Source organism: Salinisphaera sp. LB1, assembly GCF_003177035.1.
Taxonomy (GTDB): Bacteria; Pseudomonadota; Gammaproteobacteria; order Nevskiales; family Salinisphaeraceae; genus Salinisphaera.
Window position 1 is genome coordinate 3450659 of sequence record NZ_CP029488.1, and the last position, 23588, is coordinate 3474246.

At 62.4% G+C, this 23588-nt stretch carries 19 protein-coding genes and 1 riboswitch; of the genes, 9 read left to right on the forward strand and 10 right to left on the reverse strand.

Annotated features, from left to right (window positions below; genetic code table 11):
* Positions 1–178 precede the first annotated feature (178 nt).
* Positions 179–1216: a glycosyltransferase family 2 protein gene (locus tag SALB1_RS15465; protein WP_109994651.1), complete on the reverse strand. Its 1038-nt coding sequence runs from the start codon at positions 1214–1216 to the stop codon at positions 179–181.
* Positions 1217–1340: 124 nt separating this feature from the next.
* Between SALB1_RS15465 and SALB1_RS15470 the strand changes: the two genes are divergently transcribed.
* Positions 1341–2204: a ThuA domain-containing protein gene (locus SALB1_RS15470; RefSeq protein ID WP_158590773.1), complete on the forward strand. Its 864-nt coding sequence runs from the start codon at positions 1341–1343 to the stop codon at positions 2202–2204.
* 15 nt (positions 2205–2219) lie between these two features.
* Here SALB1_RS15470 and SALB1_RS15475 read toward each other — a convergent pair whose 3' ends face one another.
* The 5 genes from SALB1_RS15475 to pnuC all read right to left on the reverse strand — a co-directional run bounded on the left by SALB1_RS15475 (position 2220) and on the right by pnuC (position 6352).
* Entirely contained in the window at positions 2220–3131 is a 912-nt protein-coding gene (locus SALB1_RS15475; protein ID WP_158590774.1) for a Kdo hydroxylase family protein, read from the reverse strand.
* Positions 3132–3183: 52 nt separating this feature from the next.
* Positions 3184–4479 carry a sugar-transfer associated ATP-grasp domain-containing protein gene (locus tag SALB1_RS15480; protein WP_109994653.1) on the reverse strand — a complete coding sequence of 432 codons (1296 nt, stop codon included), beginning with the start codon at positions 4477–4479 and terminating at the stop codon, positions 3184–3186.
* Positions 4480–4689: 210 nt separating this feature from the next.
* Complete coding sequence (locus tag SALB1_RS15485; RefSeq protein WP_158590775.1) at positions 4690–5073, reverse strand: DUF4168 domain-containing protein; 384 nt, start codon at positions 5071–5073, stop codon at positions 4690–4692.
* Between the two features lie 125 nt (positions 5074–5198).
* Positions 5199–5747 (reverse strand): AAA family ATPase, encoded by a 549-nt coding sequence (locus tag SALB1_RS15490; protein WP_109994655.1) that lies wholly within the window; start codon positions 5745–5747, stop codon positions 5199–5201.
* Positions 5744–6352, reverse strand: coding sequence for a nicotinamide riboside transporter PnuC (gene pnuC, locus SALB1_RS15495; RefSeq protein ID WP_109994656.1), 609 nt, complete (start codon positions 6350–6352; stop codon positions 5744–5746). The genes SALB1_RS15490 and pnuC overlap by 4 nt, the downstream gene beginning before the upstream one ends.
* A gap of 23 nt (positions 6353–6375) precedes the next feature.
* Positions 6376–6526, reverse strand: a riboswitch (TPP riboswitch).
* A gap of 95 nt (positions 6527–6621) precedes the next feature.
* On the opposite strand from pnuC, the gene SALB1_RS15500 reads away from it, so the two are divergent.
* The 8 genes from SALB1_RS15500 to SALB1_RS15535 all read left to right on the forward strand — a co-directional run bounded on the left by SALB1_RS15500 (position 6622) and on the right by SALB1_RS15535 (position 21008).
* Positions 6622–7863: an FAD-binding oxidoreductase gene (locus tag SALB1_RS15500; protein ID WP_109994657.1), complete on the forward strand. Its 1242-nt coding sequence runs from the start codon at positions 6622–6624 to the stop codon at positions 7861–7863.
* An 80-nt stretch (positions 7864–7943) separates the two neighbouring features.
* Positions 7944–8267 (forward strand): hypothetical protein, encoded by a 324-nt coding sequence (locus SALB1_RS15505; RefSeq protein WP_145961344.1) that lies wholly within the window; start codon positions 7944–7946, stop codon positions 8265–8267.
* A gap of 185 nt (positions 8268–8452) precedes the next feature.
* Positions 8453–9340, forward strand: a complete 888-nt coding sequence (locus tag SALB1_RS15510) for a cation diffusion facilitator family transporter (RefSeq protein WP_370453261.1) — start codon at positions 8453–8455, stop codon at positions 9338–9340.
* Between the two features lie 1067 nt (positions 9341–10407).
* The gene (putA, locus tag SALB1_RS15515) at positions 10408–14037 is read left to right on the forward strand and encodes a bifunctional proline dehydrogenase/L-glutamate gamma-semialdehyde dehydrogenase PutA (RefSeq protein WP_109994660.1); all 3630 of its coding nucleotides are present in this window, start codon (positions 10408–10410) and stop codon (positions 14035–14037) included.
* 192 nt (positions 14038–14229) lie between these two features.
* Positions 14230–17013: an aminotransferase class I/II-fold pyridoxal phosphate-dependent enzyme gene (locus SALB1_RS15520; protein WP_109994661.1), complete on the forward strand. Its 2784-nt coding sequence runs from the start codon at positions 14230–14232 to the stop codon at positions 17011–17013.
* A gap of 255 nt (positions 17014–17268) precedes the next feature.
* A complete protein-coding gene (locus tag SALB1_RS15525; protein ID WP_109994662.1) occupies positions 17269–18219 on the forward strand; it encodes a carbon-nitrogen hydrolase family protein in 951 nt (316 codons plus the stop codon).
* Between the two features lie 14 nt (positions 18220–18233).
* Positions 18234–19736, forward strand: a complete 1503-nt coding sequence (locus SALB1_RS15530; RefSeq protein ID WP_109994663.1) for a biotin carboxylase — start codon at positions 18234–18236, stop codon at positions 19734–19736.
* A 228-nt stretch (positions 19737–19964) separates the two neighbouring features.
* A complete protein-coding gene (locus tag SALB1_RS15535; protein ID WP_199678831.1) occupies positions 19965–21008 on the forward strand; it encodes a C45 family autoproteolytic acyltransferase/hydolase in 1044 nt (347 codons plus the stop codon).
* Positions 21009–21259: 251 nt separating this feature from the next.
* Here SALB1_RS15535 and SALB1_RS15540 read toward each other — a convergent pair whose 3' ends face one another.
* From SALB1_RS15540 to SALB1_RS19615, 4 genes are all read right to left on the reverse strand, one after another.
* Entirely contained in the window at positions 21260–21709 is a 450-nt protein-coding gene (locus tag SALB1_RS15540; RefSeq protein WP_158590776.1) for a CBS domain-containing protein, read from the reverse strand.
* Positions 21710–21847: 138 nt separating this feature from the next.
* Entirely contained in the window at positions 21848–22591 is a 744-nt protein-coding gene (locus SALB1_RS15545; protein ID WP_158590777.1) for a YbaY family lipoprotein, read from the reverse strand.
* Positions 22592–22652: 61 nt separating this feature from the next.
* Complete coding sequence (locus tag SALB1_RS15550; RefSeq protein ID WP_158590778.1) at positions 22653–23321, reverse strand: DNA-3-methyladenine glycosylase I; 669 nt, start codon at positions 23319–23321, stop codon at positions 22653–22655.
* 118 nt (positions 23322–23439) lie between these two features.
* Positions 23440–23574: a hypothetical protein gene (locus SALB1_RS19615; RefSeq protein WP_255414427.1), complete on the reverse strand. Its 135-nt coding sequence runs from the start codon at positions 23572–23574 to the stop codon at positions 23440–23442.
* Positions 23575–23588 lie beyond the last annotated feature (14 nt).

The window sequence follows — 23588 nt, forward strand, 5'->3', positions numbered from 1 at the left end:
CAGGCACGCGCCGGATTGGTGCCGACATCGGCTTCTTATCATCGTGACATGAGGTCCCGCGTCAGGAACTGTTGTGGCGGGATACGCAAGATGGGGCCGCGTGGCACCGCCCGGTTGCCTGGGCTTGTGGTCGGGCAGCCATCGCGCGAGCTTGCGTGACAGGCCTCCGGCACGCGCCTCAGACTGCGCTTGGTCGCCGGGCAAGCGCGGACCAAAGTGAAGAACGGTGTGAAAGCGCATGCCAGCTGCCGGTCAGTAGTGGGCGAGACAACGGCGCGCGTACCAACCGCCACAAACCGGCCCGGCGATTGGCCGCATGCCAGCACACGCCGGCCCAGAACACGGCGAGCACACCCGAAAATTCGGGCTCGGGGTACAGGCGCTTTTGCCGATTCGCATCTTTAAGTCGCTGCAGCCATCGCTCGGCCCAATCGATGTAGATCGAGTCGGCGCGTTCGCCGCCTTTGCCGAGGCGGCGTAGGTGATAATGTCGCTCGAGGTCGGCGGTGCAAAAATCGATACCCAGAGCCTCTAGCTGCGCGGCAAAAATCTGGCAGCGATAATGGCGATCCTGGGCGACATGCTTCGCGGTCGCTTGCGCTGGATGCTGGCGCCGATCGACCAGAAGACAGGGCAAGCCAGCCAGCGGATGATCCGCTGCAATGCGTGCCCACAGATCATAGTCTGACCCCACGGCCAGTGATTCGCGATGTGGGTAGGCGCGAAGAATCTCGCTGCGTGCCATCGCGGCGGAATTCTCGATGCCCGACCGGAAAAGCCGCTCGGCGGCGATCTGGCGCGACCCCGTCGGCTTCCGCTTGACCCGCTTCAGCCGGCGCCCATCGGCATCGATCCAGCCGATCCACGCGCCCACTGCTGCATGCTCCGGATGCGCGTCCAGGAATCGCGCCTGACGTGCCAGGCGTTCCGGCCGGGCCAGATCATCGCTGTCGAGAAACGCAATGTAATGCCCCGACGCCTCGGCGATACCACGGTTACGCGCGACCGCGATCCCCTGGTTGCCGTGTCCGGTGATGATTCGGATCCGGGGATCGTCAATCGCTGCCGCGCGTGCCACGCTGTCGTCCGTCGAGCCGTCGTCGACGACCAGGATTTCGAATGCGGGCGCATCGCGCTGGTCGAGAACGCTTCGGATCGCGTCGACGATATAGTGGGCCCGGTTGTACACCGGGATGATGACGGATATTTCGGTCATCGGCTCTTCTGAGTTGGTGGTCAAAAAAACGCGCCTGTCACGCGGGGCGCCGACAATGGGCGGCTATACCCGCCCCGCGACCCATGCGGCATCAACACAGTGCCGCCGACAAGAGGATAGAAACTTGACGGATCATGGCAACGGTGAAACACGCATTGTACTGGTTGCGGGCGCGGTGCGCTCGGCGGGCGTGGCGGGCCATCATGACTACGCCGGGGGCTGCCGTCTCCTCGCCACGCTGTTGAATCGAGTGCCCGGTGTGTCGTGCGTTGTTGCCGATCAGGGCTGGCCGGATGATGAAAGCGTACTGACTGAGGCCAGCGCCGTCGCCTTCTACGACAATGGCGGTGGCAAGCAGGGCTTTCTCGCCGATGAAACCCGCCGCGCGCGCCTGTTGGCGCTTGCATCGCGCGGCTGCGGCCTGGCGCTACTTCATCAGGCTGCCGGTTTCCCGCAGGAATACGTGAGCCTGGGGCAGCAGTTGTTCGGCGGCGTTTACGTGGCCGGCGAATCGGGCCGGGGGCACTGGAAAAGTCGCCACCAGGATTTTCCGCGACATCCGATTACACAAGACCTCAGGCCCTGGACGATGCGTGACGGTTGGCTCAATGACATCCGGTTCGCCATCGACACCGAGAACGCGGTCACGCCGTTGCTCTGGTCCGACAAGCAGCATGCCGGCGACGCGGCCGGCGGATCGGCGGCCGTGGTCAGCTGGGCCTTTGCGCCGCCCGCACGGGGCCGTGCATTCGTGTTCACGGGTGGCGACAACCATCGTATCTGGCAGGAAGATTCAGTACGGCGCCTGATTGCCAGCGGTCTGCTCTGGAGTGCCGGCGCGACCGTGCCGCGCTCGCATGAATGGAGCGCCATGAGCTCCGCCGATGTCTTGGCCTATCAAACCCCGAGAACCTCGCCGATCCCACGCGCCCTCAAGTCCTTCGGGCGGCGCGTGCGCCGCACCCTCAGCGGGCGGCGCAAGTGGTAGCCGGCACAGCCGGACTCACGCAGAGGACCGCAACGACCGGCCGGTGAGTCGCTCAAGAATATGCAGCGATGACCGGTCGGGGTCGGCCATGATCTCATCGGGCACGAAGAACGTTTGATCCAGCGAATGCTGGCCGGATACGGCGCCGTGCAGTACGAGGTCGGTCAACGCAATCCAGGCGGTGCCCGCCGGAAAATCCACGACTTTCTGTGGCGCTTGCGCCTGGTATTCGGCATCGCGCTTGACCTGCGACCGAATATCTTCCATCAACAGATCGTAGGGCGTGCGATGGCCTTTCGTGATGCCGAAGCGCGCCAGCAGTTTTTCCAGCGCGCCGTCCTGTTTCGGGCGTGCGCTGGCTACGTAGCGCCGGGCAAAGGGCTCGAAGGTTTCACCCACCCGCCAGGTGCGAACACGCGCCTCCGGGTTGATGTTGCAGAACACCCGCAGCATGCTCTGGCCGCCGGTCGGCCGGCCGTAGCTCGCATCCACATGCAGGCCCTGCGTCGCCGCGCGTTCGCAAGGGCGATACGTGGTGCGATCACGCACGATGCCCGCCTGGTATGCCGGAAACAGGCGATGGATCAGGTCCGTGGACCACTGGGCGTAACGATCGAGCAGGGCGGTCAGCTGGGGACGCTGGCGTGCACGGATGCGCGAGCGTTCCAATCGCCCGGTTTCGGGGTTGTAGATGATCGTGGGCCGCCCGTTCTGGCTGCGCTTCTCCGCCTTGGTCGGCAGCGTGACGCTGGCGTCCGAGACGAAGCGAAATTCCGCGTCACTCAGCGTGAACGCCGGTTGGGGCAGGTAGATGATGCCGCCATTCTCGAGGGTGTCGATCGCCTCGGCACGGATATCCTCCCGCTCCAGCGTGGTGATGTCGGCTAATTCCAGTATGTTCGCAATCTCGCCGGTATAGGTCGTCATTGGGGCAGTATCCTGTCGGGGCGCGGTGTGATGAGCAGCAGATCGAGGCGGATCAAGTCGCGAACGCATTCGTCAGATGTTGCGCGAGCAGATCGCCGAGCCGGGAATTCCCGGCCGGTGTTCGACTGGTGCGCTGGACGATGTCGAGGTCGGGCGACTTGTTGCCCTCGATCAGGCACGGTCCATTCTCCAGTATCGCAATATCCCAGCCAATGGCCACCTGGTCGCCGAATGCGCAGTGCGCGCGTGTGGCCAGGTCGCGCACCGCTTCCCAGTGCGGTAGCCGTCGGCCGAGGATGGGCGCGCCGGTCGTCGGGTGCGTCGACCACCACCGGCTGTCCGCGCTCAGTCCCAGATCCGTGGCCATGCCCAACGTGCCGGTGGCGAGATCGACGCTGGAGGCGACCCCGCCCGCATGAAAATTATCCACGACCACATCGCGACTGCTGGCCATGCGGAAAACGGCATGCGTCGCCTCGGGTGTGCCGGTGGCATCGAGACACGTCACCACGCGCACCGTCGACAGGGCGCCGGGGGTCAGATCGCTGAGTGTCGGTTCCGCGGTCACGTAGCGGCGCACGAGATAGCGCTCGTCCCGGGACAATTCACAAAGGTGGGCCTGAAGCACCTCCTTGGTGACGACCTGACCATCACTGGCCCGGTAACGATTGTCACCGATGAAGATCCAGCGCGATGCCCCGCGCCCGCCCGCACCCTTGATGGGTTTGAAGAACAAATCGGCATCGGGCAACGCGTCGATACCCTCGATCACGCCGTCGCGCGCTGTGGCCAGGGTATCGACGACCGGCAGGCCATGCTCGCGACAGCGAATACCGAACAATGCCTTGTCGCGCAAGCCCTCAGTACTCTCGTGGCAACCGCGCTGGCGCCGCAGCATGTCGTAGATACCGCTTTTTGTTTCGCTCCGATACAGATACTCGGCGGCACGCTGATAATGGGTCGGCCGATAAAGTTCGAAGATGTAATACCAGGGTGGCGGTACCGCCAGGCGTACGCCCAGCGTGACTTGCTCAACCCACTGCCGCGGTCGGCTCTTGCCGGTATCGATGCGAACGCGGGCGCCGCAGCGCGAGGTGTAGACGGTAGCAGCCACCATAAGTGTCGGCAGCATGAATACGGCGCCGGCCACGAGCACCGCGCCTCCCGCGATGCCGTCTTCGCGCCAGCATTGCTGGGAAAACATACGATGAATGGTGGTGGCGGGCGTGCCGTCATCGGCCAGCATCGACCAAATCAACGGGGCGCCGCTCAACGCCTTGACCAGCGTATTCGGCTTCATGGCCTTGGCCATACGCAGCCAGCGGCTCTGATAATCGGTCGATCGCATCGCCTGGCCCTTTGAAATATCTCGCAGTCGGAATCCAGCGCAGCGGGGCAGCCGTGTCGTTCGACACGCGAACCCGTGCACCGCCAAATCGGCAGCCGCCGATTGTGTGATACGCCGCGTTTACAAATCGTTCGCTACACCGCGTGCGGCGAACCGCTACCGGCCGGGAAGGGCGTGTTCGATGGATTCAATCCGGGCCGCGATGGCCTGTCACTGCGGTGTCATGAACGACTGAATCCGACGGGTCAGTTTGGGATCCTTCTGGGCCTGCTCGGCAATCGCATTGTACTGCTTGGGAGTCAGGCCGCTTTCCTTTACCGCCTTGACCATGGCCTTGTTTTCTTGCTTGCGGGCCGCTTTCCTGTCCTTGGCCGAAGCGACCTTGCCATCCCACTTCTTGAGTACGGCCTGGACGTTGGACTGAGCCTTGACGAACTGTTTGAGCTGCTTATCGCTGAACCGATCGGCGGGCTGTGTCTTGGCGTTATCGCCAGCGCTCGCCTCGGCGCCGCCCGCGGCGATGGCCGACAGCGAGACCACGCCGGCAGCGGCCAGCGCGCACACGAGAATCGCACGGATCGTGATGGTTTTCATGATGGCTCCTTTTACGGGGGTCATCGAACGACGCAATCAATGCCAATATGTATATTGGCATGAATGGTTGCGCCGCCCCTCGTATAAGCCATTGCGGGGCTGCTCGCAAGGCCCGGGCAGCGGGCCTAACGCCCGGCCGGGGATATGCCGACCCGCTGTTCGATGGCGGCGACAGCCCGGGTAATACGTTCACCGAGCGGGCCCCGGATGTCGACGAACGGAAGATTGCGCGCGATGAGCGCGTTGCGCCATAGCTGCCGGCAACGCGCGCGCGCCACGGTGCCAGGAAAACAGCGCTGGCCATCGTCGACAAATTCAATATCGGTGTCGCAGAGAAGATACAGCGCGTACCCCCGCGCACGGCGGTTGGCCTCGCGACGCACCCAGGACGGACAGGCGCCCGGAAACAGCAGATCGGCCCAGAGTGTATTGGTGATCAGCTCGGTGTCGCAGATGACGAGGTCGTCCGCGCGCGCCGCCGCGGCCTCTTCGTTGTCGATCTGGCCGCGGGCGATCGTATCCAGGTCGGTGCCGCGGATCGCACCGGCGCGCTCGTGCCAGAACCATCGAACGTATTCGGGTGCCCAGGGCACGTCGAATAGCTCGGCCAGGCGACGGGCGAGGGTGGTCTTGCCGGTCGATTCGGTACCGAAGACGGCCACCCGGGCGGTCATGCCGGTGTCTCGTGACGATAACTCGCCCACCAGGCGCGCAAGCCCACGAACGACAGCACCAGATACAGACCGTAGAGGATCACGAACCAGTAAAGCCCGATCGCGATGTACACCCCCAGACCGGCCACGTTGACAGCCACCCAGCCGACCCAGGCTTCGATCTTCTTGCGCGCCTCGAGCCACTGCGACAACACGCCGAACGCGGCGATGAACGCGTCGCGCCAGGGCATCGGATCGCCGACGCGGGCCAGCAGTGCGCCCCAGCTGCCGGTCGCGGCCAGACCCAGAGCGACCAGACCGGCAAGTTGTGGCCAGCTCAGGCGCGAAACGGCCAGGCGTTCGCGCGCCACGCCGGGATGGGTCCAGCACCACCAGCCATAGGCCAGGGCGATGAAATACACCGCTTGAAGCGACATGTCGGCATACAGACGCTGGCCAGCGAACACGATCGCGGTGAGCACCACCTGGACGAGACCGATCGGGAAATTCGCGAGACTCTGACGCGTGGCCAGCCAGACGGCGAGCAGTCCGAGCACAGTCGCCGCCTGTTCGATCCACGAGGCATCGACAAAACCGTGCCAGATCACATCGAGGAAGGCGCTCACGAGACGGCGCCCGGGGTGGCATCTGGATTTCGCATGGCCATTCCTACGCCGGCATTAACCGGATCAGGTACAAGAGCCTGCATCAGTGATCGCGTGCCACGACACGTTGCAGGGCTCCAGGGTCGTCCGCCTGATGCGGACCTCTCAGCCGTTTCGGCTCCCCTTGGACATGTTCATGCTAGCTTTCGTCGCCGGGCGATACAACAGCCGCGCTTGACCGGCGCCGCACGCGGTTTAGCATTGTTGCATCGCTCGTCCAAGCCACCGACATGTCGCGACATACCCTGATCCTCGGAGCCGGCATGGTCGGCGTCAGCATTGCGTGGCATCTGCAGGCCCGCGGTCGCCAGGTCACACTCGTCGATCGGCGCGAGCCCGGTCGCGAGACGTCCTATGGCAACGCCGGCTTGATTCAACGCGAAGCGGTCAAGCCCCATCCGTTCCCGCGCGATTTGTCGGACATCTGGCGCGTACTGCCCAATCGCAGTATCGATATTCGCTACCGTACCGGCGCGATGTTCGCCGAGGCGAATCCGCTGTGGCAGTACTGGCGCTATTCGGCGCCGAAGACATTCGCCCGGATCGTACCGGAATATGCGTCGTTGATCGTGCATTGCACCGCCGAACACGAGCGCATGTTCACGACGGCAGGGGCCGAGCATCTGATTCGGCGAGACGGGTGGCTGCAGGTCTTTCGCTCAAGCGCCGTGTTCGACGACGAACTGGCCCAGGCGGCCGACTTTCGCGATCGATTCGGCGTGACTTTCGAGCGTATCGACGCAGAACAGCTGCATGCCATGGAGCCCAGCCTGAGCGCGCATGCGATCGGCGCCATCCACTGGACCAATGCCTGGTCGGTCATCGATCCGGGTGCGCTGGTCAAAGCCTACGCTGATGATTTTGTCGGCCGGGGCGGTCGCATCGAGAAAGCCGAGGCCCGCGATCTGGAAACCGACGGTGACGGTTGGCGGTTGCGTACCGATCGTGGCGAGCTCAACGGCGATGAGCTGGTGCTGGCGACCGGACCGTGGTCGCCGGATTGGCTGGAACGTCTGGGGTATCGCGTGCCGATGTTCGTGATGCGTGGCTACCACATGCACTACGAGGCGGCCGCGGGCACCACGCTCAACTACGGTGTGATGGATTTCGAAAAGGGCTACTTGCTCACACCGAAACGTGCCGGTCTGAGGCTGACGACCGGTGCCGAACTCAACACCATCGACGCGCCGCCACGCTTCGGCCAGCTTGCCGCCGCCGAAGCCGCCGCGCGTGAAATGTTCGAGCTCGGCGCGCGCAAGGAGGCCGAGCCGTGGAAGGGGGCGCGGCCCTGCATGGCCGACATGAAGCCGATTATCGGCCCCGCGCACCGCCACAAGAACCTGTGGTTCGCCTTTGGCCACGGCCATCAGGGCTTCACGCTCGGGCCGACCACCGGCCGGCTGCTGGGTGAGCTCATGGATGGTGAATCGCCCCGGGTCGACATGACGCCATTCCGCAGCGATCGCTTCTGATCGCTGTGCTAAGACTGCGGTAGCGCGGATCGCGCCGAATACAGCCGTTCATAATCACAGCAATGGATTCCCGACCCTATATGACAACCGACGACCATCGACTGCCGTCTTCGCATATCGACATCGGCGGCGTCGCGCTGCCGCGCCGCGAGCTCGCCGCCGTGCTGCCGGACATCGAGCGTTTCGAAGCTCATCTCACCGATGCGTTGGCTGTCGACTCCCACATGCGCAACGGCGATGGCAGTGTGCCATCGTACGTCCGCAAATGGTCCGAAGCGCGTCTTGCGAATGTCATTGCCACGCTCAAGGAGTTGGGCAGTCTGCGCGAACAATTGAGTCAGCAGAAAATCGGGCCGGCCAGCAGCCCCGATGTGAGCGCCAACCGCGACGATAAATCGCATTGAACGCGTGGCCGGATACAATCGCATGGCGTCGCCGGATCACCGTATGCCCAGACCGCATGACGAAAACTTAGAAAGATGAAAGTTTAATGGCGGTGGTATAGAAAAAGACCCCACGGGTCCAAATTGCAATTCGCCGGCATTCGGCCCTATCATCCGCAGCCGTTCCCAGCGAACCCGGCCTCGTGATCACAACTGTCCGCTATGCCCTCGGCAGCGTCATCGTCGGTATTGCTGTCTTTGTTCTTAAATATCTGGCGTACGCCGTCACCGGCAGCGCGGCACTTTATTCGGATGCGCTCGAGAGCATCATCAATATCGTCGCCGCCGGGGCGGCCGTCGTGGCCCTGCGCGTCAGCGCCATGCCCGCGGACGAAAACCATCCCTACGGTCACCACAAGGCCGAATATTTCTCGGCCGTACTCGAAGGCGTATTGATCGTGATTGCCGCGCTGGCGATCTTCCGCCAGGCAGGGCAGACGTTCTTCCATCTTCATGCCTTGAACGCGCCTGTACACGGATTGTTGCTCAACGCGGTGGCAACCGTGCTGAACGCGGTGTGGGCGGCCGTTCTGATGCGCAACGGCCGCCGCTTGAGATCGCCGGCGCTTGCGGCCGACGGGCGCCACCTTTATGCCGATGTGGTGACATCGATCGGCGTGTTCGCGGGTGTAGTACTCGTCGGGCTGACCGGCTGGCTCTGGCTCGACCCGGTAATTGCCATACTGGTCGCGATCAATATTCTATGGTCCGGATGGCAACTGGTACGCGAATCCGTCGGCGGTTTGATGGACGAGGCCGTATCCGAGGCCGAACTGGAACGGATTCGAGCCGCGATCTTCAATCACTCGCAGGGTGCCTACCAAGCGCACGACCTGCGCACGCGCCATGCCGGTCGGCGGACCTTCATCGATTTTCATCTGGTGGTACCGGGCGACATGTCGGTCGAAGACGCCCACGTGATCTGCGATCGGCTTGAGGCGGCCATCGCGGACGAAGTGGCCGACAGTACGGTCACCATCCACGTCGAACCCGAAGACAAGGCCAAAGTCTCGAACGTTTATCTGTCCCAGTAAGATTGGCGCTGTTGCGACAACGGGCATTGTGGCAGTTGGATTGGCAAACCGGGATACACACAATGGGTCCGATCCGTAATTTAACATAATATACATTATGCACAGTAGTATGTGTCTTAACCGGCCCGCCTCGGCGATCGCCCGACTCTGCCACGACCGGATCCATGCATCACATGACTCGATGTGTTCGCGCCGACGCTCTGTCGCCGTATCCGGCCCGCTTGGCTTCGCCGGCCCCGCGCGGAACTACCGGGCTGGAGCCGCGGCATACTTGTCTTCCGCAGCGTCACGCTGTCGGCGATATCGTGCGGCTCGAACCCGAATCGGCTCCAAGGATTCCGACGGACTTTTCGGCCGTCATCGGTTCGACTCGTTTATGCTGGCGCCCCATGCGAGCGTCCGGCCGCGCCAGCGTTATCGATCGAGGTTTACCGACTCCGGAGATGACGTAAGGCCGGCATTCCTGGACTGATGCGCCGGTCGAGCCCGGTGTATCGGGCCCCGGTCGCGCGATTCGCAGCGGCGTTTTGGCGGCTCGCCGCGGTCGACCGATCCGCCAGCATCGCGTGCGGGCTGACGAGTTGCGCGATAATCGGCGCGGTGACGGCGCATGCGCATTCGGCTCGGCGGTCGCATCGCCACCAGGTTCGGGACATGACCCGCGAATGTGCAACCCGCGCCCGTTCCCGTTTCGCGCTGAGAGTATTGGTCGGTATTACGAATAACCCACGCCGCACTCTGTTACCGTGCGCCGCCGAGGCACGGCTCGGACTGCGCATTGGCCTCGCCAATGGCGCTTCGTGCGAAGCGGAACCGATGCTGCGCCGCCCGAGTCTTTCGAGAGCCCCTAGCGGCGGTACGCGATGTTATCCCGGGGGCGTAAAACAAGTTTGCAGCGGCCGGGTTCGTCCATGCCCTCGCGCGGCCTCATAAGGCTATTGGCGTATTCATGAACGCTTGGGTCGTGCTAAAGATAAATAGGGGCGCTTGCTTGGTTGGTTACGGGTAATGGCCTTTGTCGACATCGGCGGATTGCCGGCGCGACGTCTAACACCGAGGGTAGAACCATGAGACCGTCACAGTCAGAGACGCCCGAACTCGTCGATAGCCGGCAAGCGATACGCGACTACTACCTCGCGGACGAACACACGGTGATTCACAAGATGATTGCGGGGGCTCAGTTGACGCCGGCCGAGCGTGAGGCCATTTCGGCCCGTGCGGCGGATCTGGTGCGCGGTGTCCGCAAGAACGCGCAGCCCACCATCATGGAGAAGTTCCTGGCGGAGTATGGGCTGACCACCAAGGAAGGCGTCGCGTTGATGTGTCTCGCCGAGGCGCTGCTGCGGGTGCCGGACAACACCACCATCAACGACCTGATCGAGGACAAGATCAGCTCCGGCGCCTGGGGCACGCACCGCGGCAAGGCGTCGTCTTCGCTGATCAATACCGCGACCGTTGCGTTGCTGATGACCAGCAATCTGCTCAAGGACGCCGAACACAACAGCGTGGGAGATACGCTTCGCAGGCTGGTCAAGCGCTTCGGCGAGCCGGTGATCCGCACCGTCGCGGGCCAGGCGATGAAAGAGATGGGGCGCCAGTTCGTCCTGGGCCGGAATATCGACGAGGCACAGCGCGAAGCGAAGGAGTACATGGCCAAGGGCTACACCTACTCCTACGACATGCTGGGCGAAGCGGCGCGCACCGACGACGACGCCAAACACTATTTCGAGTCCTATTCCAACGCGATCGACAGCATTGCAAAAGCCTGTAAAGGCGATGTGCGCAAGAATCCGGGCATTTCGGTCAAGCTGTCCGCCCTGCTCGCCCGCTACGAATACGGCAACAAAGAACGGGTGATGAACGAGCTTCTGCCCCGCGCCCGCGAGCTGGTAAAAAAAGCGGCGGCGGTCAATATGGGATTCAACATCGACGCCGAGGAACAAGACCGGCTCGACCTGTCTCTCGATGTGATCGAAGCCATCGTGTCGGATCCTGAACTGAACGGTTGGGACGGCTTCGGCGTCGTGGTTCAGGCCTATGGCAAGCGTTCCGCCTTCGTCCTCGACTGGCTTTACGCCCTGGCGAAAAAATACGATCGGCGCTTCATGGTGCGTCTGGTCAAGGGGGCTTACTGGGATGCGGAAATCAAGCGCGCCCAGACCATGGGGCTGAACGGTTTTCCGGTATTCACCCGCAAGGCCTGCAGTGATGTGTCGTTCCTGTCGTGCGCGACCAAGCTGCTGAACATGACCGACCGCATCTATCCCCAGTTCGCCACCCACAATGCCCATTCGGTGTCCTCGATTCTTGAGTTGGCCAAGCGCAAGGGCGTGGATAACTACGAGTTCCAACGCCTGCATGGCATGGGCGAATCCCTGCACGACGAGGTGTTGAAAGTCAGTGGCGTACCTTGTCGTATTTATGCACCGGTCGGCCCGCACAAGCATCTGCTGGCATACCTGGTACGCCGCCTGCTGGAAAACGGGGCCAACAGCTCATTCGTCAACCAGATTGTCGATAAAAGCATTACGCCGGAAGAGATCGCCAAGGATCCGGTCGATGCCGTCAAGGCGATGGGAAACAACATTTCCAGCAAGGCGATTGTTCACCCGTTCAAGCTGTTCGGGGCCCAGCGCCGCAATTCCAAGGGTTGGGATATCACCGACCCGGTTACGGTTAAAGAGATCGATGCCGGGCGCGATGCCTATCGCGACCACCGCTGGCGCGGCGGCCCAGTCATTGCCGGTGAGGTATCGGGAACCGAGGTCCAGACCGTGCGCAACCCGGCGAATCCCGAAGACACGGTGGGCCATGTCACGCAGGCCTCCGAGGCCGACGTAAACACCGCGATTGCCGCGGCCCAGAAAGGTTTCAAAGCCTGGTCTGCACGCCCCGCCGAGGAGCGGGCGCAGTGCCTGCGCAAAGTCGCGGACCTGTACGAGGCCAACGCCCACGAGCTGTTCGCGCTGGCGACCCGGGAGGCCGGCAAATCCCTGCTGGACGGCATTGCCGAGATCCGCGAGGCCGTGGATTTCGCCCTGTACTATGCCAATGAAGGCGTGCGCTACCGGGACAGCGGTCACGCGCGCGGCGTCATGGTGTGTATTTCCCCATGGAACTTCCCGCTGGCCATCTTCACCGGCCAGATCATGGCCAATCTGGTGGCCGGGAACGCGGTTCTGGCCAAGCCGGCCGAACAGACCTCGCTACTGGCCGCGCGCGCCGTGGCGTTGATGCACGAGGCCGGAATTCCCGAAGACGTGATTCAACTGCTGCCGGGCAGCGGTGCCACCGTGGGTGGGGCGCTGACATCCGACGCCCGCGTCTCCGGGGTCTGCTTCACGGGATCGACGGCAACGGCGCAGCGAATCAACAAGGTGATGGCGGAAAACCTGGCGCCGGACGCCCCGCTGGTGGCGGAAACCGGCGGGCTGAACGCCATGATTGTCGATTCGACCGCCCTCCCCGAACAGGTCGTGCGCGATGTGCTGGCCTCCTCCTTCCAGAGCGCGGGGCAGCGTTGTTCCGCGCTTCGTATGCTGTATGTGCAGAAAGACATTGCGGATAACCTGCTGGAAATGCTCTACGGCGCGATGGATGAGCTGGGTATCGGCGATCCCTGGCTGCTGTCGACCGATGTCGGCCCGGTGATCGACGAAGCCGCGCGCAAGAAAATCGCCGATCACTGCGCCAACTTCGAGGCCAAGGGCCGGTTGCTCAAGAAAGTACCGGCCCCCGGAAACGGGACGTTTGTGTCGCCGGCCGTAATCAAGGTCAGCGGCATCGAGGAACTCGAAGAGGAAGTGTTCGGGCCGGTACTGCATGTGGCCACGTTTGCCGCCAAGGATATCGATAAGGTCGTGGATGCGGTCAATGCGAAGGGCTATGGCCTGACGTTCGGCATCCATACGCGCGTGGACCGCCGTGTCGAGCGCATTTCAAGTCGCATCAAGGTGGGCAACGTCTACGTCAACCGCAATCAGATCGGGGCGATCGTCGGCTCCCAGCCGTTCGGCGGCGAAGGCCTGTCGGGCACCGGGCCGAAAGCGGGCGGGCCACAATACGTCCGCCGCTTCATGCAGGGCGAGACGATCGAGGTAGCCGCCGATTCCGGCGGCAAAAAGATCGAGGCAAAGGAACTGCAAGGCCTGGTCGACAAGCTTGATTCGCTCACGGCGCCCAACCCGGGGGCGCGTATCGAGGCATTGACGCCGATCTTTGGCCATGTGCCGGCGCCGCTGGATGCCCAGGATGAACAAATGCCCGGGCCGACCGGTGAACTCAACCGTCTGTCGCATCACGCCCGCGGCGTTGTGTTGTGTCTTGGCCCGGATCGGAACACCGCACTCGAACAGGCGGCGACGGCATTGTCACAGGGCAATAAGGTGGCCGTGATCGCCCCGGGCGTGGACGAACAGGTTGGCAAGGCTGCTAAAGCGGGCCTGCCGATCGTCGGCATGGCCGGACAGCTGGCGCCGGAGGCGCTGGTCGACGCGCAGGGTTTTCAGGCGGTCGTGAGCTGCGCCCAGAGTCCGGTGCTGCGCGAATACCGCGTCGCGCTCGCCAGGCGCGATGGCGCATTGCTGCCGTTGATCACGGAACATATCCTGGATCAGCGGTTCGTCATCGAGCGTCATTTATGTGTGGACACGACGGCCGCCGGCGGTAACGCCAGTCTGATTGCCGCGTCCGAATAAGGACAGGACGGTGTCAGCCGACACGCATACCAGCCACGCCATTCCGGGCACGCAGTTCCGGATCGATCGGCCGGTTTCCACGTCTACCGTGGGCGTTCGGCTTGTTGCCGTCGCCCAGGTCAATTTACGGAACTCAAGGGTGCGCGCCCGTCCGGTCTGCCGGAACCACTGCGAATCAAATACGGTAGCGTCATGACAATAAAGACTCGAACCGAAGCGCCGCACACCGCGCTGGGCTTTTATCACAAGATTTCGCATCTGCGTTCCGATACCTGGAACGCGTTGACGCACGATCTGGCCGATGTCTTGCGCTCGGACAAGCCGCGTCAGACGCGCAGGCTGGTCAAGGCGATCGGCATCAAGCTGACGCGGCTCGAGATCATCGAGGATTATCACGCCTTTCCTTCCAGCGAAGACTTTCGCCATCTGTGGTCGCTTTTCAACGAGCGGCAATACGCCCAGCTCGACAAGGTGGTCAACCGTCTTGTGCGCGCACTGGTCAGCGAGTCGTATCGGCGCCGGCCGATCGACCTGAGCGATACCGACGCCGAGGATATCGAGAACCACGACGCCCTGGCCCGTTTCCGGCGCGGCCACCCCGGGTTCAACTCATCGGCCCAGCCCTACTTCGAAGTGCTGCTTGTCGACAATCTGTCGGCCGATGAGGACGAGGTGGTGCGGGACGCCTTCTACCGCATGCGCCGTGAGGAAGATCGGTTTGTCTATGACGTGGTCACGGTACGCAGCTTCGAGGATGCGCTGATCGCCGTATTGATCAACCCCAATATTCAGGCGTGCCTGATCCGCTACGAGTTTCCCTACAAGTCGAAATACAACCTCAGCGCCATTCGGCGGACGCTGGAAGGCCTGTCGGAAATGGATCTGGAAAACCAGCCGGCCTCCGAGCGCAGCATCCAACTGGGCGCCATGATCCACCAGCTGCGTCCGGAAATCGATCAGTTCCTGGTGACCAATGGCGAAGTGGAGTCCACTGCCAGCCGCGATATCGATTACTTCACCCGTATCTTCTATCGCGAAACCGACTACATCGAGCAGCACCACACCATCCTGCGGGCGATCGACAACCGCTATCGCACGCCGTTCTTCGATGCCCTGCGGGAATACAGCCGCAAGCCCACCGGCGTTTTTCATGCCATGCCCATCTCGCGAGGCAAGTCGATCACCCGGTCCCACTGGGCCGGTCAGATGATCGACTTCTACGGCATCAACATCTTTCTGGCGGAAACATCGGCCACCTCGGGCGGGCTCGACTCCCTGCTGCAACCCTACGGGCCCATCAAGCGGGCACAGGAATACGCCGCACGCGCCTTCGGCGCGCGCGAGAGCTTCTTCGTCACCAACGGCACCTCCACGGCAAACAAGATCGTGGTGCAGGCGCTGGTCAAGCCCGGCGATGTCGTACTGGTGGACCGTGATTGCCACAAGTCGCATCACTATGGCCTGGTGCTGACCGGCGCCTACGCGAGCTATCTGGATTCCTATCCGCTCGACGATTACTCGATGTACGGTGCGGTCCCGCTGAAGACGATCAAGAAGACGCTGCTGGAATACAAGCGCGCAGGTCGGCTCGACCAGGTCAAGATGCTGCTGCTGACCAACTGCACCTTCGATGGCATCGTCTACGACACGCGACGCGTGATGGAAGAGTGTCTGGCCATCAAGCCCGACCTCATGTTCCTCTGGGACGAGGCGTGGTTTGCCTTTGCCACGTTCAACCCGACCTATCGCCCCCGCACGGCCATGAACGCCGCCGACACCCTGCGCGATCGTTATCGCAGCACCGCCTATCGCCGAGAATATGCCGCGTGGAAAGCACGCTTCGACGCGCTCGACCCGGATGATGACGCAACCTGGCTCGATCAACGTTTGCGACCGGATCCGGATCAGGTGCGCATTCGGGTCTATGCAACCCACTCCACCCACAAGACGCTGACCTCACTGCGTCAGGGTTCGATGATCCATATCTACGATCAGGACTTTCGCCAGAAGGTGGAATCCACCTTCCACGAAGCCTACATGACGCATACGTCGACCTCGCCGAACTACCAGATTCTGGCGTCGCTCGACGTGGGACGCATGCAGGCCGAGATGGAAGGCTTCGAACTGGTCAATTCGCAGATCGAAACGGCACTGTCGCTACGCGAGCAGTTATACAACCATCCCCTGCTCAAGAAGTATTTCCAGGTCCTCAAGAACGGCGACATGATTCCGGCCGAATATCGCCAGTCGGGCGTGCACACCTTCTACGATCATCATCGGGGCTGGCATCAGATGGAGGAGGCCTGGGCGCAGGACGAGTTCGTCGTCGACCCGACCCGGGTGACCATCGCGATCGGCAATACCGGGGTTGACGGCGACCAGTTCCGGACCGATTACCTGATGAACCAGTTCGGCATCCAGATCAACAAGACCTCGCGCAATACCGTGCTGTTCATGACCAACATCGGGACTTCGCGCAGCTCGATCGCCTACCTGATCGATGTCCTCATCCGGCTGGCCAAGGATTTCGAGCGCCGCTGGGAAGACAGTGGCCGCAGCGAACGCAAGGTTATCGAGCACCGGATCCACTCATTGACCCGCGAACTGCCCCCGTTGCCCGATTTCAGTCGCTTTCACGACGCGTTCCGCCCCTGGCCGGACAGCGCGACGCCCGAGGGCGACATCCGGCGCGCCTATTTTCTGAGCTATGACGACGACAATACCGATTATCTACGCTTCGACAATGGCGCCCTGCAGCGCGATTTGCAGGCAGGCCGAGAAGTCGTTTCGGCCAGTTTTGTCATTCCCTATCCGCCGGGTTTTCCGGTACTCGTCCCGGGCCAGGTAATCAGCCAGGAAATCATCGATTTCCTGACCGCGCTGGATGTCAAGGAAGTGCACGGCTACCGGCCCGAGCTGGGCCTGCTGATCTTCAACGAGCAGGCGCTCGCGCGCGCCGCGGAGCATCCAGCATGAGAGAAGACGACAGACGACCCGCTGTCGAGGCGCGCCGGCATCAGGTTGCGCCGTGACAGGCGCGCGGCACTCGGCTTGCTTGTCCGGCACAACTATTTTCGCCGCCCCGGGGGCGGCGTGTCGGGCGATGTTTGCAGCACTTGGAGCCCTCGGCACGCGAGGCGGTCGCGTGATTGAGGCGCCGATTCGGGACGTGACCCACACTCTTGGTTTACCCTTCAGATTATCAACCGAACTTTTTAAAAGAAGAGGCATATGACGCCATTCGCCATTGCAGGCATTCAGATGTACGTCTCGGCAACGCAGAGCAACGTCGAGGGCATGAAAAATCGCATCGACGCGCTCATGGCGGTTTATCCGTGGGTGCAGATGGTGACGTTCAGCGAGCTTGCCGCCTGCGGCCCGCTGCCGTCGAAAGCGCAGGCCCTGCCCGGCTCGGCGGAAACCGCGCTGGCCGAAGCCGCCGCCAAGCACCAGATCTGGCTGGTGACCGGCTCGATGTTCGAACGGGCCGACGACGGCCTCATCTACAACACGGCGTCAGTCATCGACCCGACCGGCAATGTCGTCGGTCGCTATCGAAAGATGTTCGTGTTCGAGCCCTACGAACAGGGCATCACGCCGGGCAACGAGTTCTTCGTATTCGACGTGCCCGAGGTGGGCCGCTTCGGCATGACGATCTGCTATGACACCTGGTTTCCGGAAGTCACTCGGACACTGGTCAGCATGGGGGCCGAGGTAATTCTACGCCCGACGCTGACCTCATCCATCGACCGCGATGTAGAGCTTTCGATCACGCGTGCCAACGCCGCAGTCAATCAGTGTTACCTGTTCGATATCAACGGTCTCGGCGCCGGTGGCTATGGACGCTCCATCGTATGCAGCCCGCACGGCCAGGTGCTTCATCAAGCCGGCAGCAGTGAGGAATTCATCCCGCTGGAAATCGACTTCGATACCGTACGCCGATCGCGCGAACGAGGTTTGCTGAGCCTTGGGCAACCCTTGAAGAGTTTCCGCGACAAACCGGTCGAATTCGCGATTTATCAGGCGGGCGCGCAATCGCCCTATCTTGACTCACTGGGGCCACTGAAAAAGCCTGAGCGCATATGTATAAATGCCGGTTCAGAAGCATCCGATGGCGCGTCATCAGGCGCCTATTCCAGCGTCGTATCCGATACCGATACGCCGCCAAACGACAATCCATAACCAGGGAGACAGCCATGGAGAATCAGAACACCGCGCCCGTCCAGTCGACTCGGACGCTCCACGGCCTGTCCGATATCCGGCGGTTCTTCCGGCGCAACGACACGCCGATCTATTTCATCAGCGCGACGAACTTCAACCTGCTGGGCGCGGATGAATGGGTGCATCACTTCAAGTACATCAATTACATCGATTGCTTCGACGGCCAGCACCCGAATCTGTTCGTGCCGCCGGAAATCGCGCATACCGAATTCCAGAGCATCGAGGACATCAACAACTATCTGCTCGAACACAAGGCCGTGGCCGATTACGTCCGCAGTCGCGGGCCCGGAAAGGCGCTGTTCCTGATGTTCGACGAAAACACCGAGAGACTCGCCCGCGAACTGGATCTGGAAGTCTGCCTGCCGCCGGCCAGTCTGCGCCAGCATCTGGACGACAAGCTGGTGACCACACGAATTGCCGAAGCTGCAGGTATCGACTGCGTTCCCAACGTGATGGCCGCCGTGAGCTCCTATGAAGACCTGCGTCGGCTTGCCGCGGACCTGGGGCCGGATCTCGTGGTGCAGACTGCATTCGGCGACTCGGGTCACACCACTTTCATGATCTCCGATGAGGAAGACTGGGCCGAGCATGCCGACGAGATCGTCGGCGCCGGCGACGTCAAGATCATGAAACGCATCAAGCCCCGCGGCACCGCCGTCGAGGCCTGTGTCACGCGGCACGGCACGATCGTGGCCCCGATCATGACCGAGCTGGTCGGCTTTCCCGAGCTCACGCCCTATGAAGGGGGCTGGTGCGGTAACGAGATATTTGCCAACGCCTTCAATGCGGATCTGCGTGATCAGGCGCGCGACGCCACCCTGGCGATGGGCGAATGCCTCAGGCGCGAGGGCTATCTCGGCTATTTCGAGCTGGACTTCCTGATCGATCGCGATACCGACAAGCTCTATCTCGGCGAGATGAACCCGCGCATCACGGGTGCCAGCTCCATTACCAACCACGCCGCATTTTCGTTGTCGGACATGCCGTTGTTCATGTTTCATCTGCTGGAGTGGATGGACGTGGATTACACACTCGACGTCGATGAAATCAATCGGCGCTGGGCCGAGCCGGACAACATCGACTCCTGGGGCCAATTGGTGCTCAAGCACACGGCGGATGCGGTCGGCGTCATCACCCAGGCACCGCCGACCGGCATCTGGCGCATGGATGCAGACGGCCAAATCAGCTTCTCACGCTATGACACCCATCGTTACCATGTGGAAAGCGAGGCCGAGGCCTTGTTCGTGCGCATCGCCGGTGTCGGCGACTACTGGTACGAAGGCGCGGATCTGGGCATACTGGTCACACGTGGACGTCTGATGAATGACGATTTCGAGCTCAACCGGCGCGCACGTGCCTGGATTGACGGGATCAAGTCGCATTTCCAGGCCTCGGCTGCCAGCGCCGAGAACCAGGGGCACCTCGCGCCGAGTGCCTTGAAAGCTCATCCGGTACCGGGCTCTTTCAAGCTGTTGTAGAGGCGCCTGCCCTGCCCGGCGACGGGGCGCGAACCGGGTGAAAAAAGACGCGACGGGCTTATCCGATCGACCGGGCCCGTCGCGCCAATGCATTGCTTCGCCCCGAACGCCCCACCGAGAGTCGGCCACGTTATGCCAGGACGAGGCATCACGTGCCGGCGTGGCGCGTCTTCCCCCATTCACCACGGCCGATGCAACCCGTGGCAGGTCCGAACAGAGGTTACCGGGATGAGCACGCCGACTTCGCCCATGGCGCATACACCGAGCACGTTTCGCCTGGCCTCGATCGAGGAAGACGAACCGGGCGCCAAGTGGCAGGCCCTTTTCGACGCGCATTGGCCGCCGTATCAGACGTGGTTTCTTTCCGAAGGCGAACGCGCGCGTCCGGGCTATATGACGTCGTTGCGAAACCTCCGCGCGTATATGCCGGAGCTGTTGTCGACCTACGACAAACTGGTCGATCTCGCCGGCGGCGGCGATCTCGCCGCGCGTTTTCTGAGCTTCTACCGCCCGCCGCCCTATCTGCTGGGGTGCTCGCAGGCGGTATGGGCCGGGCCCGAGCCGGCGCTGATTCGCAATTACGACTACAGCCCCATTCTGTTTGAATGGGCCCTGCTGAAAACCCGCTGGCTGCGCCCGGTCATCGCCATCAGCGATTGTCTCTGGGGCGTGCTGGACGGAATCAACGATGCCGGGCTCGCGGTCTCGCTCGCATTCGGCGGGCGCAAGACCACGGGCGACGGTTTCGGCGTGCCGCTGGTGCTGCGCTACATACTGGAAACATGCGACAACGTCCGTGAGGCCTGTTTCGTGTTGCGGCGTGTGCCCGTCCACATGACATACAACCTGACACTGCTGGATCGCGCCGGCGTATTCGTCACCGCGTATCTGGCCCCCGACCGCAAACCACGCTTCGTGCGGTCGCCGGTCAGCACCAACCACCAGGATCGTATCGAGTGGCCGGCCTACGCACGCATGAGCGCGAGCATCGAGCGCCGCGCCTTTCTCGAAGACCGCCTGGCCGATCCGAGCGAAACCAAAAGCCGATTCGTGAACCGCTTCCTGGAACCCCCGATTCATCGCATCCGCTACGAGCGGGCCTTCGGCACACTCTACACCGCAGTCTATCGTCCGACCGAAGCACGCGTGGAATACCACTGGCCCGGCCACCGGGTGCTGCAACAGTCGTTCGCATCGTTCGAGGAAGGACTCGAAACCATCCATCTGGGCGAGGCGACCGACGGGAAAGTGAGTGCCGGACATTCATCGTGAGTTTCCGTCGCGCTGTTCGCTGACGCCCGGCGACGAATTGTCCGTGGAACGCCGGGGCGGCGCATACGGGGTACGGCGCGCTAAAACTGGCCATCCCCTCCTTTAGCGTGGCCCGCGCGGGCAAGCTGGCCATCGAGAATCAGCGAATCTGCGGCGGTTGCACAAAGACCGGGCGCCCGGGTCTGTCGGTGGACGCCCGGTAAAACCAACCGTCCGACCGCATGACCCTCGTCCGCTTCCGAGCTCGCACGCTAACGGCGGGCGCGTGTCTCCTGCCAGATTTCGTTGCCGACCAGGGTACGCATTCGATCCATTGATTCGGCAAACCACTCGAGAATGTCGTCCAGCGTAATGATACCGCGGAGATAGAACTCGGCGTCCACGACCGGCAGTCGCCGCACCCCCAGTTCAGCCATGCACTCCATCGCTTCCCAGATGTCGGCCGATTCATCGATGGTTTCGATGGGCGTCTGAACGATATCGCCAACCGCCAGCGAATCGATCGGTACGTCCTGAGCCAGCACTTCGATCACCAGATCCCGATCGGTCACGACGCCCACCAGCGCCGACTCCTTCTCGTCGGATTCGACGATGACCAGTGAGCCGACGTGGTATTTGCGCATCAGCGCCGCAGCATCACGGATGCGCGTATGCCTGGGTGTGGTGACGACATCCTTTTCGCAGAACCGCGCGACTTCCACCTGAGACTCCGGGTAGGCGTGAACGAGGCGACCATCGTCATCGATCGCGGCGGCGGTATCTTGATTCAGGTCAAAGCGCCGCACTCCGGAGCGCCGACGCCGCCGGCATGCGGTTCGGCACGGGTACGGGTCGTGCGGCTACTGGCTGTCGCCGCCTGACGCTGACGAACGCGGGGTTTTTGCCTCGTTGCCGGCGCTGGAATGCTCGCCCGGCGGGTGCTCGCGGCCCGGATTCCCGTTACCTGGGGAGGTCGGAGTCTCGCCCTGCGCCACGCAGTTCATGTGGCTCGCACCATCGATGTTGAGCGTGATCTTGTCGTGGCCAAATGTAAGCTGGTCACCGTGATCGTCGGCGTAAACGGCTGCCTGCGCACCGCTGCCTTTCTTTGCTTCCAGGGTGATCTGCCGCTTACCCATATGCAATATGGCTTGCTTAGGGGTGTGGGCCATATCGAAGCGAAAATCATCGTCGCATCGATAATGCCGGAAATCCCCACCCGCACCGGAGTCGTTCGCCTGAAGCATCAACAGCGCCGGCTTTTGTTGTTCGCGCGGGGTGACGGCCTGCGGCACCGGCGTCTGCCAACGCACGTCGCCACCCTTATCCATGATCTGTGCCGATAGACCGTACTGGCCGCCGCTGCCGAGCAACGCCGATCCGACCGAGATATTGAAGCTGACCGGCAGTTTGCCCAGATCGTGCAGCGTGCGCTCGGCCACAATGCGATTCTCGCCGCCGCCAACGTCGTGCTCGATCAGGCTGATACGCGCGCTGGCATGATTCGGGAGTTTGCCATCGCCCGCCAGCGCCAGTCGGCCGCGAATATGCACATCCTGGGACTGGCTCGAGCCGCAACCAGCCAGAATGGCGACTGTCGCCATCATTGATGCGACGATGAGCGCTCGGGCGCTTCTTTGGAGTTTTGCCATCAAAACGTCTGTTTCAGTCGATCGAAAATGCAAGTATCTGACTCAGTTGGCAATACGGTCGGCCAGACTGTTCGTTCCAGATATTGAATAGTGCCTGAATACGCCGGTGCGCGCTCCGGCCGTTTGCTTTGCCGGAATAAACCTGCCATTCGGACATCGCCCGCACCACCCAGTCGGTCAACAAGAAGGTATCCTTGCCGGCCATGCGGAGAAAGGCCGGGCCGGACTGGCCGCCGAGCTGGGTGAAGCGTGCCTTGAGCTCAGCCCAGAGCTCGACGATCTCGTCCTCGGGCCACTCCGCCAGCCAGAAGCCGAAGCTGCCGAACTCGTCGACGATAGCCTGCATGGCCCGTGCGTTGTCGCGTACGGCAAATATCTTCCGGCGATGGCGGATCAGCTGCTCGTCGCTGGCCAGTCGTTTGAGATCGTCCTCGCTGAGCGCGGCCACGGATTCAAGCTGGAAATCATCGAACTCTGCCTCGAACGCCGGCCAGCGTGCGTCGACCAGGCGATGCGTCAGGCCGGCGCGAAAAATACGCCGGCACATCACTGACAAATAGCGGTCGTCTCCGATCATGGCGAGGCTTTCCGGCGGCTCCGGCCGCACCAGCGCCGCCTCGAGTTCCGCGGTGCCGCCCAGGTGTGCGCGGGCAGCGGATTCGATCCTGTCGAATTCGATCATGGGCTCGTTGCCGTAAGAGATTGTGCACAATTGTACGCGGAATAGAACGGCGAAGGGCCTGTTGCCAACGCACACGGCAACAGGCCGGCCGGGGTCGCGCAGTTTGCGGCGCTCGGAATCAGTGCTTGGCCGGGTCCGGCGCATCCGGCAGCGCCGAGTCGCCGGGTACCTCGCGCGTCAGATGCAGAAAATGCAGATGACTCTCGTCCTGATCGAAAATGTCGTCGATCACCCGATCCTTGGAGTCGCTCATCAGATCGTAGCCCT